This is a genomic window from Streptomyces sp. NPDC055140 (genome assembly GCF_053607285.1).
In genome coordinates this window covers 58398-75446 of record NZ_JBSGTG010000015.1, presented here as the reverse complement: position 1 = coordinate 75446, position 17049 = coordinate 58398, and the positions used below count along the sequence as shown (strand labels likewise).

Below are 17049 nucleotides of genomic sequence, written 5' to 3'. Positions count from 1 at the left end.
ACTCCCGGTCAGGGATGGGCCCCGGTCACACGCGGGCCAGTTCCCTGTCCTCCTCCGCGGGGTCGCCGCCGCCGGAGGCCGTCTTCAGGCCCTCGCCCTCGACGTCCACGTTCGGCAGGATCCGGTCGAGCCACTTCGGCAGCCACCACGCCCGCTTGCCGAGCAGCGCGAGCACGGCCGGCACGATCGTCATGCGCACCAGGAACGCGTCGAAGAAGACCGCGATCGCGAGTCCGAAGCCGATCATCTTGACCATCTGCTCGCTGGAGCCGATGAAGCCCGCGAAGACGGCGATCATGATGACGGCCGCGGCCGTGACCACCCGGGCCCCGTGCCGGAAGCCCGTGACGATGGCCTGCGCGGGCCGCTCCCCGTGGATGTACGCCTCCCGCATGCGGGTCACGAGGAAGACCTCGTAGTCCATCGCGAGGCCGAAGACCACACCCACCATGAAGATCGGCATCATCGACATGATCGGCCCGGTCTGCTCCACGCCGAACAGCGAGCCGAGCCAGCCCCACTGGTAGACCGCGACGACGGCGCCGAGCGCGGCGACCACCGAGAGCAGGAAGCCGAGCGCCGCCTTCAGCGGGACCAGGACCGACCGGAAGACCACCATCAGGAGCAGGAACGCCAGGCCGACGACGAGCGCCAGGTACGGCACGAGCGCGTCGTTCAGCTTCTGCGACACGTCGATGTTCATGGCGGTGGCGCCGGTGACGAGGACCTCGGCACGGGTGTCCGCCTTGATGTCCGCACCCTTGTCGCGGATCGTGTGGACGACGTCCTCGGTCTGCGTGGAGCTGGGCTTGGACGACGGCACGACGGTGATCGTCGCCGTGTCACCGGCCTGGTTGAACGCGGGCGGGGTGACCGTCTTGACGCCGTCGGTCGCCGCGATGTCCTTGGAGACGCGGGCGACCGCGTCCTTCGGGTCCTGCGAGTGCTTCACGTCGACGACCGCCACCAGCGGACCGTTGAAGCCGGGCCCGAAGCCCTCTGAGAGCAGGTCGTACGCCTTGCGCTGCGTGGTGTCCGTGGGCTGGACCCCGTCGTCGGGCAGACCCAGCTCCAGCGAGGACACCGGCACGGCCATCACGCCGAGACCGACCACCGCGGTGAGCAGCACGGCCACCGGCCGGCGCATCACGAAGCGCGCCCAGCGCGTGCCCATGTTCGTCTTCGGCTCGGGCTTCTTCTCCGCGGCCAGGACCTTACGGGCCTTGCGGCCGTGGACCCTCTTGCCGGCGTAGCCGAGCAGCGCCGGGATGAGGGTGAGCGCGATGAGGACGGCGATGGCGACCGTGCCCGCGGCCGCGATGCCCATCTTCGTCAGCATCGGGATGTTGACGACGGCGAGCCCGACGAGTGCGATGACGACGGTCAGACCGGCGAAGACCACGGCTGACCCCGCGGTGCCGACGGCCCGTCCGGCCGCCTCCTCGCGGTCGCGGCCTTCGGCCAGCTCGGCGCGGAAGCGGGAGACGATGAACAGCGCGTAGTCGATGCCGACCGCGAGGCCGATCATCATGGCCAGCGTCGAGGTGGTGGTGCCCAGGTCGAGCGCGTTGGCCAGCGCGGTGATCGACGAGACGCCGATGCCTACGCCGATGAGCGCGGTCAGCAGCGGAAGCCCGGCCGCGACGAGCGAGCCGAACGTGATCACGAGGACGACGGCGGCGATCGCCACACCGATGATCTCGGTGGCCCCGGTCTCCGGCATGGCCTGGAGCGCGTCACCGCCGACCTCGACGGTCAGCCCGGAGTCGCGCGCCTCGTCGACGGTCTTCTGGAGCGCGTCCCGGTCGGCGTCCGTCAGCTCCATCGAGGAGACCTTGTAGGAGACCGAGGAGTACGCGATCGTGCCGTCCTTGCTGACGGTCTTCGCGACGAACGGGTCGGCCGCCGCGGCGACCTCCTTCGAACCGGACCCGAGCTCCGCGACGGTCTTGGTGACCTCGGCCTTGTTGGCCGCGGACGTGATCTTCTCGCCGTCGGGCGCCTGGAAGACGACGCGCGCGGTGGCGCCGTCGGCACTGGAGCCCGGGAAGCGCTGGTCGAGCAGGTCGAAGGCCTTCTGGGCCTCCGTCCCCGGGATGGAGAAGGAACTGGAGGCCGCCGTGGGCGCGGAGGCGGCGCCCACCCCCGCGAGGGTGAGCAGCGCCACCCAGATCAGGGCGACGAAGTGCCGTCGGCGGAAGGCGAGCTTGCCGAGTTTGTAGAGGAACGTGGCCACGAGGGCGTACTCCCGGTCAGTCGTATGGGGGCAGGGGTGATCAGCCCGACGACGTGAGCGGTCGCGTCAGGTGCTCGGGTGGGACGGGTCTTGGGTGGAGAGGGATCAGGCGCCGAGAGCGGGGAGGACCACGGCGTCGATGTACGAGGCGACGAAGGCCTGGGTGGGCGGCTGTTCGTCGATGAGGGTCCGGGCCGTGAAGGCGCCGACGATCATGTGGAGGACGTAGTCGAGTGCCGGGTTGTCCGCACGGATCTCGCCCCGGTCGACGGCGCGCCCCAGCACATGCCGGAGCTCCTCCATCTCGGGCTCGATCAGCAGCTCGCGGAAGGCACGCAGGAGATCCGGGTTCTCGTGGACCGCCATGGCCAGGCCCCGCATCAGCGCGGACCCCTGGGCCATCTCGCAGTCGTCCTCACGGAGGACCAGTTCGTGGAAGTCGCCCCGCAGCGACCCGGTGTCGATCTCGCTCAGGCGCGACGGCTTCTGGTGCCGCAGCGCTTTCACGACCAGCTCGGCCTTGCTACCCCACTGGCGGTAGAGCGTGGCCTTGCTTGATCGGGTGCGGGCGGCCACGGCGTCCATGGTCAGCGCGTCGTAACCGACCTCGCGGAGCAGTTCGAGCACGGCGCCGTACAGCTCGGCCTCGCGCTCGGGCGTGATCCGGCTGCGGCGCGTCGTCGCGGCTTCAGCCATGGGGCACTCCTGTTCCGGTCCGGACGGTGTGTACGAAACCGTTTCGTACACAAGTACTGTACGACCGCCCTTAACGAAACGAAACCGTTTCGTACGTGTCCTGCGCCACAAGCCACGGGCAAGAACGGGGCAACCCACGAGTTGCCGGGGCCCGTGGAGCGGAAAAGCATGGGTAGGTGAGCGACAACGCGTACCTGCGGTTTCCCCATCTGCACGAGGACCGGCTCTGCTTCGAGACCGAGGACGACCTCTGGGTCGCCCCGCTCGACCGGCCGGGCCGGGCCTGGCGGGTCACGGTCGACCGGACCAAGGTGAGCAGCCCAAGGTTCTCGCCCGACGGCCGCCACATCGCGTACACGACCTGGCGCAGCCTGGACCCTGAGATCCATCTCGCGCCGGTGGACGGCGGCCCCGCCCGGCGGCTCACCTACTGGGGCAGTACGGACACCCGGGTCCGCGGCTGGACACCGCCCGACAAGGACGGGCGGACCGACATCCTCGCGGTGGCCTCGCACGGCCAGCCCTTCTCGTACTTCACCTGGGCCTACGACGTCCCCACCGACGGCTCCCCCGGCGGCAGGCTGCCCTGGGGCCCGGTCTCCGACATCGCGGTCGCCGAGTTCGACGGCGAGCGCAGGACCCTGCTCCTGACCGGCACCGCCCCGCACGATCCGGCCGCCTGGAAGCGGTACCGGGGCGGCGCCCAGGGCCGCCTGTGGCTGCACGGCGAGCAGCTCGTCGCCGACCTGGACGGGCATCTGGAGGCACCGATGTTCGTGGCGGGACGCATCGCGTTCCTCTCCGACCACCAGGGCATCGGCAATGTGTACTCCTGCCTGCCCGACGGCTCCGACCTGCGCCGCCACTCCGACCACGACGCGTTCTACGCCCGTAACGCCTCCAGCGACGGAACCCGGATCGTCTACCAGTGCGCCAGCGACCTCTGGATCATCGACGATCTCTCCGCCGGCTCCGTGCCGCGCAAGCTGGACGTGCGCCTCGGCGGCCCGCGCGTCGGGCGCCGCCCCTACCAGGTGCCGGCCGCCCTCCACGTCGACGGGCTCTCCGTCGACGAGACGGGCCGGGCCAGCGCCGTCGTCGTACGCGGCAGCCTGTACTGGCTCACCCACCGCGACGGCCCCGCCCGGACCATCGCCGACAACCCGGGCGTGCGGGTCAGGCAGCCCGAGATGCTCGGCTCCGGCGGGCAGGTCGCGTACGTCACCGACGCGGAGGGCGAGGACACGGTCGAGATCTCGTACCTCCCGCGCGCGAGCGGTGAGCGCGAGCCGCGCCGTCTCGCGTCCGGGGAGCTCGGGCGGGTCCTCGAAATGGTCAGCGACCCGGACGGCGAGCGCCTCGCCATCGCGTCGGACGACGGCCGCCTCCTCCTCATCGACACGACCGAGGAGGAAGCAGAGGAAGAAGCAGGAGCAGAACAGACCGGCGGCGAGGTCACCGAGCTGATCCGGTCGATCAACGGACCCGTGGGCGACCTGGCGTTCTCGCCGGACGGCGCCTGGCTCACCTGGTCCCACCCGGGCATCGGGCGCTCCCTGCGGCAGATCAAGATGGCCCGGATCAAGGACCGGACGATCATCGACGTCACCAACGGCCGCTTCGAGGACGAGAATCCGGTCTTCACGCGCGACGGCCGCTATCTCGCCTTCCTCTCCTGGCGCGGCTTCGACCCGGTGTACGACGTGCACACCGGCGACCTGTCCTTCCCGCTCGGCTGCCGCCCGTACCTGGTGCCGCTGTCGTCCGCGACGCCCTCCCCGTTCGCCCTGTCGCCCCACGGGCGCACGGCCGCCGGTGGGCTCGACCCGACCGAGGACTCGGGGGCCGACGGGACTCCGAGCGTGGAGATCGAGGGCCTGGCGGACCGTGTCGTGCCGTTCCCCGTCTCGGCGTCCAAGTACTCGGCGCTCCATCCCGTCTCGGGCGGCGGCCTCGTGTGGCTGCGCTGGCCGATCTCCGGCGCGCTCGGCGAGACCTTCGTCAACCCGGCCGACACCTCGGGCCGCCCCACCCTGGAGCACTTCAACCTCACCAAGGGCAAGAAGACCGAACTGGTCACCCACCTCGACTGGTTCGCGGTCAGCGGCGACGGGACGCGCCTGGTCGTCGTCGACGAGGGCGAGCTGCAGGCCGTCCCCTCCACGGAGGCCGGCGACAGCGACTCCACGGTCTGGATCGACCTGCGCCGCATCCTGCACGAGGTGGACCCGGCCGCCGAGTGGCGCGGCGCGTACGAGGAGGCCGGGCGCATCATCCGCGCCTACTACTGGGACCCGAAGATGTGCCACATCGACTGGGACGCGATCCTCGCCCAGTACCGGCCACTCGTCGAACGGGTCGCGTCCCCCGACGAGTTCGCCGACCTGCTGCGCGAGGTGCTCGGCGAACTCTGCACGTCGCACGCCTATGTCTCCGCCGCCCGCCGCAACGAGGGCCCGCCCCACTACCAGCGCGCCCAGGGCCTCCTCGGCGCCAACTTCGTGCACCGCGACGAGGGCTGGCAGCTCGTCCGCGTCCTGCCCGGCGACTCGTCCGACTCCAAGGCGCGCTCCCCGCTGGCCGGCAGCGGCATCCGCGAGGGCGCCGTCCTCACGCATGTCGACGGGCGCCCGGTCGACCCGGTCGCCGGCCCCTACCCGCTGCTCGCGGGCTCGGGCGGCACGACGGTCGAGCTGACGTTCCGGCCCGCGGAGGGCGAGGGCAGCCCCCGCCGCGTCGCGGTCGTCCCCCTCATCGACGAGCGCCCGCTGCGCTACCAGGACTGGGTCGCCAAGCGCCGCGCGGTCGTACGGGAGCTGAGCGGCGGCAAGTGCGGCTACCTGCACATCCCCGACATGGGCGGCTCCGGCTGGGCGCAGTTCAACCGCGACGTGCGCATGGAGGTCTCCCGGCCCGCCCTGATCGTCGACGTACGCGGCAACGCGGGCGGCCACATCAGCGAGCTGGTCATCGAGAAGCTCACCCGCAAGATCCTCGGCTGGGACCTGACGCGCAACGCCCAGCCCGTCTCGTACGCGTCGAACGCCCCGCGCGGTCCGGTCGTCGCCCTGGCCGACGAGGCGACCTCGTCCGACGGCGACATGATCACTGCGGCGTTCAAGCTCCTCGGGCTCGGTCCCGTCGTGGGCCAGCGCACCTGGGGCGGCGTCGTCGGCATGACGGGCCGCCACAAACTCGGCGACGGCACGGTCATCACGGTCCCGATGAACGCGGCCTGGTTCCCCGAGTACGGCTGGTCGGTCGAGAACAAGGGCGTCGAACCGGACATCGAGGCCCTGCGCACCCCCCTGGACTGGGCGGAGGGCCGCCACGCCCAACTCGACGACGCGGTCTATCTGGCCCTGGACCTCCTGGTGGCCTCCCCGGCCAAGACTCCCCCGGACTACACGAACACCCCGAACCACGCCCGCCCCGAGCTCCCGCCACGCTGACCCGCACAAGAACGAAGGCCACCCGGCGCCCCAGGTGGCTCGCACGACCGACCCGCACAGGAACGAGGGCCACCCGGCGTCCCGGGTGGCCCTCGTACGACTGGCTCAGCGAAGCGAAGCGTCAGGCGTCGTAGTCCTGGTCGAACCTGTCCTGCGCTTCCTGCCGCCGCCTCTCGGAGTCCTCGGACTGCGAGCCACGCTCACGGATGGTGTCCTGAGTCTGCGAAGAGCGCTCGCTCGCCTCGTCCCGGCGGTCCCGGCCTTGACCGGAACGCTTCTTGGCCTGGTCGGCGAGCTGCTCAGCCTTGTCCTGGAACTGGTCCTTCATGCCCATGCGATTTCACTCCCGTTTTTGGGTGAGGGGGTCGGGCCTCGACCAGAGTTACACGCCAGGACAGAGCACGCATTTCGATCAGTAACGGACCGTGCTCGACCCTCAAAACCGCAGGTCAGGGCAGCTGAGGAACCGTCAGCCGCCCCTTACCGATTCGTCGGCGGCGCCGCCCGCCCCGACCAGCCCCGTCGAGACACTGCCCAGGCGCGGCTCGAACCGCCGCATCTCACGCTGCCCGACCGCCCCGATGACCCCGGGCAGATAACCGCGGATGCCCTGCATGCCCCGCAGCCACCACTGCGCGTACACATGGCTGGAGCGCCGCTCGATGCCCGCGACGATCCGGTCCACGGCCGGGCCCAGCGGATACGTCTTGTTCGACGGCCACGGCAGCCGCTGCCGCAGCTCGCGCATCACGTCGTCCTGGTCGGCGCCGCGCACCATGTCGGTGTCGGTCCACGACAGGTACCCGACGCCGACGCGTACGCCCTTGTAGCCGACCTCGGCGCGCAGGCTGTGCGCGTACGCCTCGACGCCCGACTTCGACGCGCAGTACGCGGTCATCATGGGCGCCGGCGTGATCGCGGCGAGCGACGCGATCTGGAGCAGATACCCGCGGCTCTCCATCAGCACCGGCAGGAACGCCCGCGCCGTGACCGCGGATCCGATCAGGTTGACCTCGATGACGCGGCGCCAGGCGACCGGGTCGGAGTCGAGGAACGGGCCGCCGTTGGCGACACCCGCGTTCGCGACGACGATGTCGACCTTGCCGAAGCGCTGCTTGACCTCCGCGGCGACCTGCGCCATCGCCACATGGTCGGTGACGTCGGCGTGCCAGAAGTCGCTGTCGGTGTCGAGACGTTCCGACACCGCCTTCAGCTCGTCCGGCTCCAGACCGACCAGCGCGATCCTGGCGCCGCGCGCCGCCAGCTTGCGCGCGAGCAGCTCCCCCACGCCGCGCGCGGCACCCGTGACGACCGCTACCTGCCCTTCGAGACTGACCCTGCTCATGCGGATGCCGCTCCCTTCAACTCGTCGTTCGTCTCGTCGTTCGTGACGTACCCGGCCAGTTCGCGGATGCGCTCGGTGACCAGGTCGGGCGCTTCGACGGGCGTCATGTGCCCGAGCCCGGCGAGCTCGGTGAGCCCCACGCACTCCGGCAGCGTCGCAGCCAGGCGCCGCGCGTGCACGACGGGCGTGAGCCGGTCGGCCGTACCCGCGATGATCGCCGTGGGCACCCGCAACTCGGCCACACCTTCGTCGAGTTCGAGCTCGGCGAGGACGTGCGACCAGTGGTGGCGCACCTTGGTCGGGCAGGCGTGCACGATCCGCGCGCAGGCCTCGACCTTGTCCGGCGACGACCCCGCGCCCATGGTCGCGTAGCGCAGGACCTTCTTGCCGAGCGGCGTGACCGGCCCGAGCGGGGCCCGCGCGCCGAGCACTGCCGTCGTGATCCGGGTCCGCAGCCGCCCGGGCCGCAGCGGCAGCACCGTCGACTCGGCCACCAGGTGCGAACTGCCCGTGCTGCACAGCAGTACCGCGGCCGCGTGCTCACGGAACTTCGGCCGCCGCGACGCGGCCATCATCGTCATGCCGCCCATGGAGTGCCCGACGAGCACGGCCTTCTCACCCGGGGCGAGCGTCGCGCCGAGCACGGCCTCCAGGTCGTCGGCGAGCATCTGGGTCGAGTACGGGGCCTGCGCCGCGGGGCTGCGACCGTGGCCGCGCTGGTCGTACGCGACGACCCGGTGGTCAGCGGCAAGGGAACGTATCTGCGCGGCCCAGAACGCGGTCGAGCACGTCCACCCGTGGGCGAGCACCACGGTGGGCGCCGCGGCATTGTCGACGGTTCCGTGCACCTCGACGTGCAGCCGGGCGCCGTCGGCGGAGACCGCCGTCAGCTCACGCGCGGCCGCGGGCGGCGCGTAGGGTCCGCTCACCACATGCATCAACCGGCTCATGCCGCTCCCGCCTCCACCTTGCCGCCCCGGCCCTTCTTCGTACGTGCTGCGGATGCCGCGGCCGGCTTGGCCGCCGGCGCCCTGACCACCTCGTACTCGCCGAGGTCGACCCGGCGCGTGGCGGACCGGAACTCGGTCGTCGTGCCCGGCCACAGCGTGGTGTTCACGCCGCTCCCGTCGAGGTACCAGCTGCTGCAGCCGCCGGAGCTCCACACGGTGCGCTCCATCCGGTCCTGCACGCGGCGGTTCCACGCATTCACCGCGGAGGCGCGCGGGTCGAGGGCGACACGGCCGCCGAGCACGTCCAACTGGCGTACGTAGTCGGCCAGATAGTTCAGCTGGGACTCGATCATCAGGATCATCGAGGAGTTGCCGAGGCCGGTGTTCGGCCCGATGACGGTCATGAAGTTCGGGAACCCGGCCGCCGTCGCGCCGCGCAGCGCCTTCATGCCGTCCTTCCAGGACTCCATGAGCGTGTGCCCCTCGGCGCCCACGACCCGCTCGGCGATCGGCATGTCCGTGACGTGGAAGCCGGTGCTGAAGACGATCGCGTCGACCTCGACCTCGCTCCCGTCGGCGGCGACCAGCGTGGAGCCGCGGATCTCGCTGAGCCCGGAGGCCACGACGTCGACATTCGGCTGCGCGAGCGCCGGGTAGTAGGCGTTGGACAGCAGGATGCGCTTGCAGCCGATGCGGTAGTTCGGGGTGAGCTTGGCGCGCAGGGCCGGGTCCTTGATCGACCGGTGGATGTTGCGCTTGGCGAGCTGCTCGACCAGGCCCAGTTCGTTGGGCCGCTTCGTGAACGCCTGCACCTGGAGCTCGCGGATGCCCCACAGCAGGCCGCGGCGGGCCTGCGTGGTGAACGGCAGCCGGCGGTGCAGCCAGCGCTCGGCGCCGGTGATCGCGCGGTCGGCGCGCGGCATGACCCATGGCGGGGTGCGCTGGAACAGCGTCAGCTGCGCCACGTCCCGCTGGATGGCCGGCACGATCTGGATGGCTGAGGCGCCGGTGCCGATCACGGCGACGCGCTTGCCACGCAGGTCGTAGTCGTGATCCCAGCGCGCCGAGTGGAAGACCTTGCCGGGGAAGGCATCGAGGCCCTTGATGTCCGGCATCTTCGGGTCGGACAGCGGGCCGGTCGCGGAGATGACGACGTCGGCGGTGAGCGTCCCCTGCGAGGTCTCGACCTCCCACCACAGCTTCTCGGTGTCCCAGCGCGCCTGCTTCACCTCGTGGTCGAAGCGGATGTGCGGGCGCAGCCGGAAGGTGTCGGCGACGCCCTCCAGGTAGTCCCAGATGTGCTCCTGGCCGGAGAAGGTGCGCGGCCAGTCGGGGTTGGGCGCGAAGGAGAAGGAGTACAGGTGGGAGGGCACGTCGCACGCGCACCCCGGGTAGCTGTTGTCGCGCCACGTGCCGCCGACGGCGCCCGCCCGCTCCAGGATCACGAAGTCGGTGACGCCTTCGCGCCGCAGCCGGACCGCGGCCCCGAGCCCGCCGAACCCGGACCCGATCACCGCCACCCGTACGTGCTCATGCTCGTGCTCAGTCATCCCGGCGCCTCCCTGCCGCACGACCCTGCCAGTGAACACTGGCGCAATGGGGAGAGTAGAGCAGGTGCGTACTGATGGGTAGGGGTCGGGGCCACGAAAGTTACCGGCGGTACAACATAGGGTTCTCACGTGGCGAAGGAAGCGGCGAAAGCATCCGCGGAAGAAGCGGCGAAAGAGGCGGCGAAGAACACCGGCACCCGGGAGTTCCGCATGGAGGAGCTCGCGCGGGAGGCTGGCATCACCGTGCGCACCCTGCGCTTCTACCGCGAACGCAAGCTGATCCCGCCCCCGCGCCGCGAGGGCCGCATCGCCTGGTACGACGAGAGCCACCTGGCCCGGCTGCGCACCATCGCCGCCCTCCTGGAACGCGGCCACACCCTCAGCGGCATCGCCGAACTCTCCGAGGCCTTCGACCGCGGCCGCGACGTCGGCGAACTCCTCGGCCTCGGCGAACCCTCCGAGGAGACCCCTGTCCGCCTCACCCCCGAGGAACTGGCCGACTACTTCGCGGGCCAGGTCACCCCGGAAAACCTCGAAGCCGCGATGGACCTCGGCTACGTCGGCGTCGACGGCGAGGAGATCGTCCATGTCAGCCGGCGCCTGCTCGACGTGTCGGCCGCCCTGGTCCGCGAGGGCGTCCCGCTCGCCGACGTCCTCTCGGCCGCCAAGCGCGTCCGCGCCCACGCGGAGGACCTGGCCGAACTCTTCACCGACCTGGTCCTCTCGCACGCCACGGAACACGACCTCCAGCGCCTGCGCCCGCTCGCCAAGAGCGTGGTCGAGGCGGAACTGTCCCTGGCCCTGGACCGCGCCCTGGCCAAAAAACCGGGAGAGTGAGCAGCCTCTCCGCCTACCTCGGCAACCACCAACGCGCCTTGTAGATCCCGCCGTTGACGAGGGTGTACGAGCCCGGCGGCCGGTGCACGCCCACCTTCGTCGTCCACCACGTCTCACCCAGGCCGCTCTCCGGCACCGTGCTGAGCACCTGCCCGGTCCGCGGATCCTCCCCGATCGTCTTCACCCCGGGCCGCACGATCTCGGCCGCACCGGCGAAGTCCTGAACGAAGACCCCGCCCGCGATGTCGTACTGGAACACGGAAGCGCTCGTGGTCACCCACAGCCGCCCCGGGCGCCCCGCCACCGGGAACAGGTCGTGCCCGCCGGGCGACTTCCCCGGCTTGGCGACCGGCAGCCCCACCGACGACAGCCGCGTCAGCGCGGGCCGCACCCGACTGTCACCCACCCGGTACGCGACCAACTCGTCATCGCCCAGCGCCCACAGCACCTCACGCCGGGCGTCCCAGTGCAGCCCGTGCGCGCCCTTCAGCGTCACCTCGGCGAACCGCCGCGAGTGCGGGCCGAACGACGCGGCGTAGAGCCTGACGAGCGCCCCCGTACTGCACGCGACGGCCACGTTCCCGTCCGGCAGGATCTCGATGCTGTGCGGGTTGAAGAGATCGTCGCCGGGCCCGAGCGTCGCACCCCAGTACCGCCGCCCCGACGGATACGAGACGACGGCCGCGAACCCGAAGGACGCCGTGGTCAGCAGATACGTCCGCCCGCGATGCACCCGGACCTTCGCCTCGGCGGGGTACACCCAGCTCTCGTCCGGCACGAGATCCCGATAGCGCGGGTCCCCGACGGGCGAGAACTGCCACCGCACACAGGACGGATCGACCGCCGGATCCCAGACTGTCCGCCCCGGATCGAGCACAAGGATCCGCTTGCTCGCCTGCTCGGTGACCATGACCGCGGGCACCCCCGAGGTCACCGCGCGAGCCACCCCCGGTGCCACCACAGCCGCAACCCCGGCCCCGGCAGCCCCGAGCAGCACACGACGCCTGGAAGGAAGCACGGACATGAAGTCCCCCCGCATGATTGCCAGTTGACCACTCGCACCACTCGCCACACACACGCCGAAATCTGCCACGGCACTCGGAGACGGGGACAGCCTTCTACCGGACTTTGTGACGCGGGCCCACTCGCGCCCCGACCACCTACTCGTAGACGACGGTCACCGGCGCGTGGTCCGACCATCGCTCGTCATGCGTGGCGGCCCGCTCGACGAACCCCTTGACCGCACGCGCGGCGAGCCCCGGCGTCGAAAGGTGGTAGTCGATCCTCCACCCTGAATCATTATCGAAAGCCCGCCCCCGGTACGACCACCACGAGTACGGACCCTCCTCGTCGGGGTGCAGGGAGCGCACCACGTCGACGTAGCCGCCGTCGGCCTCGTCGAGGACCTGTCCGAGCCAGTCGCGCTCCTCGGGGAGGAAGCCGGAGTTCTTCTTGTTGGACTTCCAGTTCTTGAGGTCGGCCTCGCGGTGGGCGATGTTCCAGTCGCCGCACACGAGCACCTCGCGGCCCTCGGCGGCGGCCCGCTCGCGCAGGCCCTTCAGATAGGCCAGGAACTCACCCATGAAGCGGATCTTCTCGTCCTGACGCTCGGTCCCGACCTCGCCGGAGGGCAGATAGAGGCTGGCGACGACGACACCGGGGAGGTCCACCTCCACGTACCGCCCACTCCCGTCGAACTCCTCGGACCCGAAGCCGATCTGTACGCGCTCCGGCTCACGACGTGTGTAGAGCGACACACCGGCCCGCCCCTTCGCGCCGGCGGGGGCGTGCACGACGTGCCACCCCTCGGGCTCGCGCACCTCGTCGGGCAGCTGCTGCGGCTCCGCCCGCACCTCCTGGAGGCACAGGACGTCCGCGGAGGTCCCGGCCAGCCACTCCACGAAGCCCTTCTTGGCGGCGGCCCGCAGCCCGTTCACGTTGACACTCGTCACAGTCAGCACCGGGGCACCATACCGGCACACTTGAACGGACAGCCGCATCCGCCAGCATAGAGATACGATACTCAGCATGACTATTCAGCCCATGGCGCCCACCCTCCAGCGCGTCTCCTTCGGACACCCCGACGCGATCAAGCTGAACGACCGCGTCCAGCTCGAATACGCCGAGCGCTACGGCGACGACGGCGACGTCACCCCGCTCGAACCGACGATGTTCGACGCCCCGCGCGGCCTCTACCTGATCGCGTACGACGACGGGGGCACCCCGCTCGCCACCGGCGGCTGGCGCACCCAGGAGCAGAACGACGAGGGATATTCGGACGGCGACGCCGAGCTGAAGAGGATGTACGTCACGCCCGAGGCCCGGGGGCTGGGTCTGGCCCGGCGCATACTCGCGGCCCTGGAGGACGACGCCCGCGCCGCCGGCCGTTCCCGCATGGTCCTGGAGACGGGCCTCAAGCAGCCGGAGGCCATCGCTCTCTACGCGTCGAGCGGCTACACGCCCTGCACCAAGTTCGGCCACTACCGCTTCGAGGAACTGAGCCGCTGCTTCGCCAAGGCGCTGTGACGCGCGCGACATCGCGGAAAGGGCGCCACGGGGAGGGAGCAAGCAGGCAAGGCAAGAGCCCCACCGGACGAATCCGGTGGGGCTCTTAATTGCGGTGGACCTGTGGGGATTTGAACCCCAGACCCCCTCGATGCGAACGAGGTGCGCTACCAGACTGCGCCACAGGCCCTTGCAACGAGTGAAACTCTAGCATCCCGATCGGGGTGCTCGGAAATCCGTTCCTGGCTGGTCAGCCAGGGTGGCCCCGGACGGGTCTCACTCGTTGGCCGCGCGGGGGCGGCCGCCGTCGTCGTACTGATCGAAGAGCGGGGTGCGGCCGCGCTCGCGCGAGCGGCGCGCGGAGGCGGCCCGGCGGGCGTCACTGCGCTCGTCCCCGATCTCGTCCGCGCCGTCGCACTCCTCGGACGCCGCCGCCGGCTCCTCGCCGGTGTGCCCGTCCGGCTCCTGCTGCGCCGCGCCCGCCGTGCTGGAGCGGGCCGAACTCCACGCGTCGGGGGCGCCGAGGTCGACGCTGCCCGTGGCGCGCGGGGCGACCGGGGCGGTCACATACGTCGGCAGAGGCACCGGGACCGGGTCCCAACTGTCGCCGTGGCCGGGGCCGCGCTGCCGCTCGCGCTGCTGGTCGACCCACTCGGCGTGGTCGGTCTGCTCGACGAGCGCGCGCCGGTCGGCCGCGAGCGCCTCAAGACCGGGGTCGGTCTCCACCTCTGGCGCAGGCCCCTCTTCGGCCTCCTCCGCGGCGGCCCGGCCCGCGGCGGGCTGGCGCCTGCGGGGCTGCCGCTCGCGCAGCCGCTGCGCCGCGACCTCGGCCTGGCGCCGGTCCATCGTGTACGCGAAGCGGCGCCGCTCCTGGGCCCGCAGATAGAAGATGTACGAGCTGAGCAGCACGGCGGGCGCCGCGGGCGCCCACAGGAACGCGAGCCCGCCGACGGCGGCGACGACCGCGCCGGCCGTGAAGGCGAGGAAGAGCATGACGGTCGTACGGCGCCTGCGCGCGAGCACCTTGGAGCGGCGGGCACGGGCGGCGGCGTCCGCCGAGGCGGCCTGTCGCTCGGCCGCGGACCGGTCGGACGGCTGGCGGTCGGGGCCCGGGCGTCCGGTTGCCGACCTGCCGTTCGTGTGCGGGTCATTGGCGGGCCGGTCGTGGTTCGGCCGGTCGTGCGCCTGCTGGTCGTGGGGGATCCGGGCGGAGACCTGGCGATCGGGTGCCTGCCGGACGGGCGAGGTCCTGGGCCGGGGCCGGGACTCGGGGCGGGGTTCGGATCCGGGGTGCCGCTCGTGACGGGCGTCCCGGTTCTCGTTCCTGCGCTCCCCGCGGACCGGAGGCGCGGCGAAGGCCCGGACGTCCACCGAGTCGGTGGCCGCGTCCGGCATGGACGGGTCGCTGCGCTGCTCCTCCCCTTCGGGCGAGCGCGTCTGCAGGTCCTTGGCGTATCGGCGCTCCATGCCCGCCCGTCCGGACAGCAGCCGGATGGCGGTGCTGAAGCGTTCCGTCGGACGGGCCTCGTTCAGCTCGTCCTGCCTACGGAGCCACATCGGCACCAAGTAGGCGGCCCAGGCCCCGACGATGACTGCGTAGATGAGGCCGCTGCTGCTCACGCCTCACACGGTAGAGGGGTTTGCGTGAGGGCATCCGCCAATTGAGCCGGTGTGTCGCACGATCTGGCTGATATTTCGAGCTTTTTTTCCGACTGAGGCATGAACGCGCCACCCGTCGAGCGAATTTAATGCCTGCGGCGGACGATCTCCGATCAATTTCGAACACTTATTTCATTTCGGCGATGTGCCGGGCCGCCCCGCGGCGTTCGGACCACCCGGACCAGCGGCGTTGCCGCCACGCTTGTGACGCCAGCGGCTCAGGAGGCCTTCCGGGACCTCCTCCGCGGTGAGCGCGAAGACGAGATGGTCGCGCCACCCGCCGTCGATGTGGAGATAGCGGGGCCGCAGCCCTTCCTCGCGGAATCCGAGTTTTTCGACGACCCGGCGGCTCGGCCCGTTCTCCGGGCGAATGCAGACCTCGATGCGGTGCAGGCCCACCGTGCGGAAGCAGTGGTCGACCGCGAGCGCCACCGCCGTCGGCATCACGCCGCGACCGGCCACCGACTCGTCGACCCAGTAGCCGACATGGCCCGAACACATCGAGCCCCAGGTGATCCCCGCCACCGTCAACTGCCCGACCAGGCGCCCCTGGTACTCGATGACGAAGGGCAGCATGCGCCCCGCGCTCGCCTCGGCGCGCAGATGGCGGACCATCTGACGGTAGGTCGGACGGTGGGCGATGGGGCCGCTGGGCGTGGGCGGCGGAATGGTCGCTTCCCAAGGGCGCAGCCAGTCGCGGTTGCGGCGGTTGACCTCGCGCCAGGCCCGTTGGTCGCGCAGCTTTATCGGGCGCAGACAGACGTCACCGTCCGTCAGCTCGACCGGCCAGGATGGGCTGTTCAGCTCGCACCCCCGTCAGGTCTGGGGTGGTCGCCGCCGCGCAGTTGGTCGACGGCGTGGGTCAGCAGGGTGCCGAGTACCGCGAGGCCGTCCTTGACGCCGCCGGACGACCCGGGCAGGTTCACGATCAGGGTGCGTCCCGCGACGCCGGCGAGGCCCCGGGAGAGCGCGGCCGTGGGCACCTTCTCGCGTCCGAACGCGCGGATGGCCTCGGGGATGCCGGGCACCTCGTGGTCGAGCACGCTGCGCGTGGCCTCGGGGGTCCGGTCGGTGGGCGAGATGCCGGTGCCGCCGGTGGTGAGGATGACGTCGTACCCGGCGTCGACACCGGCCCGCAGCGCCTCGGCCACCGGATCCCCGTCGGGCACGACCTGCGGCCCGTCGACCTGGAAGCCCATGGCTTCGAGGCCCTTCGCGATCCGGGGACCGCCCGTGTCGGCGTAGACCCCGGCGGCGGCGCGGTTGGAGGCGGTGACGACCAGGGCGCGGTAGGGGCTCATTCCCCGGCCTCCGGGCGGGTCCAGTGGCCCGACTTGCCGCCCGTCTTCTCCTCGACGCGTACGTCCGTGATGACGGCGCCCTTGTCGACGGCCTTCACCATGTCGATCACCGTGAGCGCGGCCACCGAGACGGCCGTCAGGGCCTCCATCTCGACGCCCGTGCGGTCGGTGGTCTTCACCGTGGCGAGGATCTCGACCGCGTCGTCGGCGACGGACAGGTCCAGTCTCACTCCGGACACCGACAGCGGGTGGCAGAGCGGGATGAGGTCGGGGGTGCGCTTGGCACCCATGATTCCGGCGATGCGCGCCGTGGCGAGGGCGTCGCCCTTGGGCACTCCCTCGCCCCGCAGCAGCTCCACCACGCGGGGCGATACGAGGACGCGGCCGCTGGCACGGGCGGTGCGCGCGGTCACGTCCTTGGCGGACACGTCGACCATGCGGGCCGCGCCCGCCTCGTCGATGTGCGTCAGTCGGTCCTGCGAACTGCTCATGGTGCTCTGGCGCTCCCGGTCCGTGGG

General features: G+C 71.2%; 15 protein-coding genes and 1 tRNA gene. 3 read left to right on the top strand and 13 right to left on the bottom strand.

What is annotated here, in order from left to right; genetic code table 11:
* Nucleotides 1–25 precede the first annotated feature (25 nt).
* Complete coding sequence (locus tag ACWFR4_RS26540; protein WP_453654876.1) at nt 26–2236, bottom strand: MMPL family transporter; 2211 nt, start codon at nt 2234–2236, stop codon at nt 26–28.
* A gap of 105 nt (nt 2237–2341) precedes the next feature.
* Nucleotides 2342–2932: a TetR/AcrR family transcriptional regulator gene (locus ACWFR4_RS26535; protein ID WP_453654874.1), complete on the bottom strand. Its 591-nt coding sequence runs from the start codon at nt 2930–2932 to the stop codon at nt 2342–2344.
* Between the two features lie 176 nt (nt 2933–3108).
* Here ACWFR4_RS26535 and ACWFR4_RS26530 point away from each other — a divergent pair, with 176 nt between their 5' ends.
* Nucleotides 3109–6384 (top strand): S41 family peptidase, encoded by a 3276-nt coding sequence (locus tag ACWFR4_RS26530; protein ID WP_453654872.1) that lies wholly within the window; start codon nt 3109–3111, stop codon nt 6382–6384.
* Nucleotides 6385–6505: 121 nt separating this feature from the next.
* On the opposite strand, the gene ACWFR4_RS26525 is transcribed toward ACWFR4_RS26530, so the two are convergent.
* From ACWFR4_RS26525 to ACWFR4_RS26510, 4 genes are all read right to left on the bottom strand, one after another.
* Nucleotides 6506–6718, bottom strand: a complete 213-nt coding sequence (locus tag ACWFR4_RS26525; RefSeq protein WP_453463841.1) for a hypothetical protein — start codon at nt 6716–6718, stop codon at nt 6506–6508.
* 135 nt (nt 6719–6853) lie between these two features.
* Nucleotides 6854–7729, bottom strand: a complete 876-nt coding sequence (locus ACWFR4_RS26520) for an SDR family oxidoreductase (RefSeq protein ID WP_266563232.1) — start codon at nt 7727–7729, stop codon at nt 6854–6856.
* The gene (locus tag ACWFR4_RS26515; protein ID WP_453463839.1) at nt 7726–8679 is read right to left on the bottom strand and encodes an alpha/beta fold hydrolase; all 954 of its coding nucleotides are present in this window, start codon (nt 8677–8679) and stop codon (nt 7726–7728) included. Before ACWFR4_RS26515 ends, ACWFR4_RS26520 begins: the two co-directional genes overlap by 4 nt.
* Nucleotides 8676–10229, bottom strand: a complete 1554-nt coding sequence (locus ACWFR4_RS26510; RefSeq protein WP_453654870.1) for a flavin-containing monooxygenase — start codon at nt 10227–10229, stop codon at nt 8676–8678. The genes ACWFR4_RS26515 and ACWFR4_RS26510 overlap by 4 nt, the downstream gene beginning before the upstream one ends.
* 210 nt (nt 10230–10439) lie before the next feature.
* Between ACWFR4_RS26510 and ACWFR4_RS26505 the strand changes: the two genes are divergently transcribed.
* Complete coding sequence (locus tag ACWFR4_RS26505) at nt 10440–11066, top strand: MerR family transcriptional regulator (RefSeq protein WP_372565725.1); 627 nt, start codon at nt 10440–10442, stop codon at nt 11064–11066.
* A gap of 13 nt (nt 11067–11079) precedes the next feature.
* On the opposite strand, the gene ACWFR4_RS26500 is transcribed toward ACWFR4_RS26505, so the two are convergent.
* The gene (locus tag ACWFR4_RS26500; protein WP_453463833.1) at nt 11080–12012 is read right to left on the bottom strand and encodes a DUF6528 family protein; all 933 of its coding nucleotides are present in this window, start codon (nt 12010–12012) and stop codon (nt 11080–11082) included.
* Between the two features lie 214 nt (nt 12013–12226).
* On the bottom strand, nt 12227–13048 hold the full coding sequence (locus ACWFR4_RS26495; RefSeq protein ID WP_453463853.1) for an exodeoxyribonuclease III: 822 nt from the start codon (nt 13046–13048) through the stop codon (nt 12227–12229).
* Nucleotides 13049–13094: 46 nt separating this feature from the next.
* Between ACWFR4_RS26495 and ACWFR4_RS26490 the strand changes: the two genes are divergently transcribed.
* Nucleotides 13095–13592 (top strand): GNAT family N-acetyltransferase, encoded by a 498-nt coding sequence (locus ACWFR4_RS26490; RefSeq protein WP_453463830.1) that lies wholly within the window; start codon nt 13095–13097, stop codon nt 13590–13592.
* Between the two features lie 95 nt (nt 13593–13687).
* Here ACWFR4_RS26490 and ACWFR4_RS26485 read toward each other — a convergent pair.
* The 5 genes from ACWFR4_RS26485 to moaC all read right to left on the bottom strand — a co-directional run bounded on the left by ACWFR4_RS26485 (nt 13688) and on the right by moaC (nt 17022).
* Nucleotides 13688–13761 (bottom strand) — tRNA-Ala (locus ACWFR4_RS26485).
* Between the two features lie 86 nt (nt 13762–13847).
* Nucleotides 13848–15191, bottom strand: coding sequence for a divisome protein SepX/GlpR (sepX, locus tag ACWFR4_RS26480; RefSeq protein ID WP_453654868.1), 1344 nt, complete (start codon nt 15189–15191; stop codon nt 13848–13850).
* A gap of 171 nt (nt 15192–15362) precedes the next feature.
* Nucleotides 15363–16034: a GNAT family N-acetyltransferase gene (locus ACWFR4_RS26475; protein ID WP_453655010.1), complete on the bottom strand. Its 672-nt coding sequence runs from the start codon at nt 16032–16034 to the stop codon at nt 15363–15365.
* The gene (locus ACWFR4_RS26470) at nt 16031–16531 is read right to left on the bottom strand and encodes a MogA/MoaB family molybdenum cofactor biosynthesis protein (RefSeq protein WP_116512508.1); all 501 of its coding nucleotides are present in this window, start codon (nt 16529–16531) and stop codon (nt 16031–16033) included. The genes ACWFR4_RS26475 and ACWFR4_RS26470 overlap by 4 nt, the downstream gene beginning before the upstream one ends.
* Nucleotides 16528–17022, bottom strand: a complete 495-nt coding sequence (gene moaC, locus ACWFR4_RS26465) for a cyclic pyranopterin monophosphate synthase MoaC (RefSeq protein ID WP_375995161.1) — start codon at nt 17020–17022, stop codon at nt 16528–16530. The genes ACWFR4_RS26470 and moaC overlap by 4 nt, the downstream gene beginning before the upstream one ends.
* Between the last annotated feature and the right edge of the window lie 27 nt (nt 17023–17049).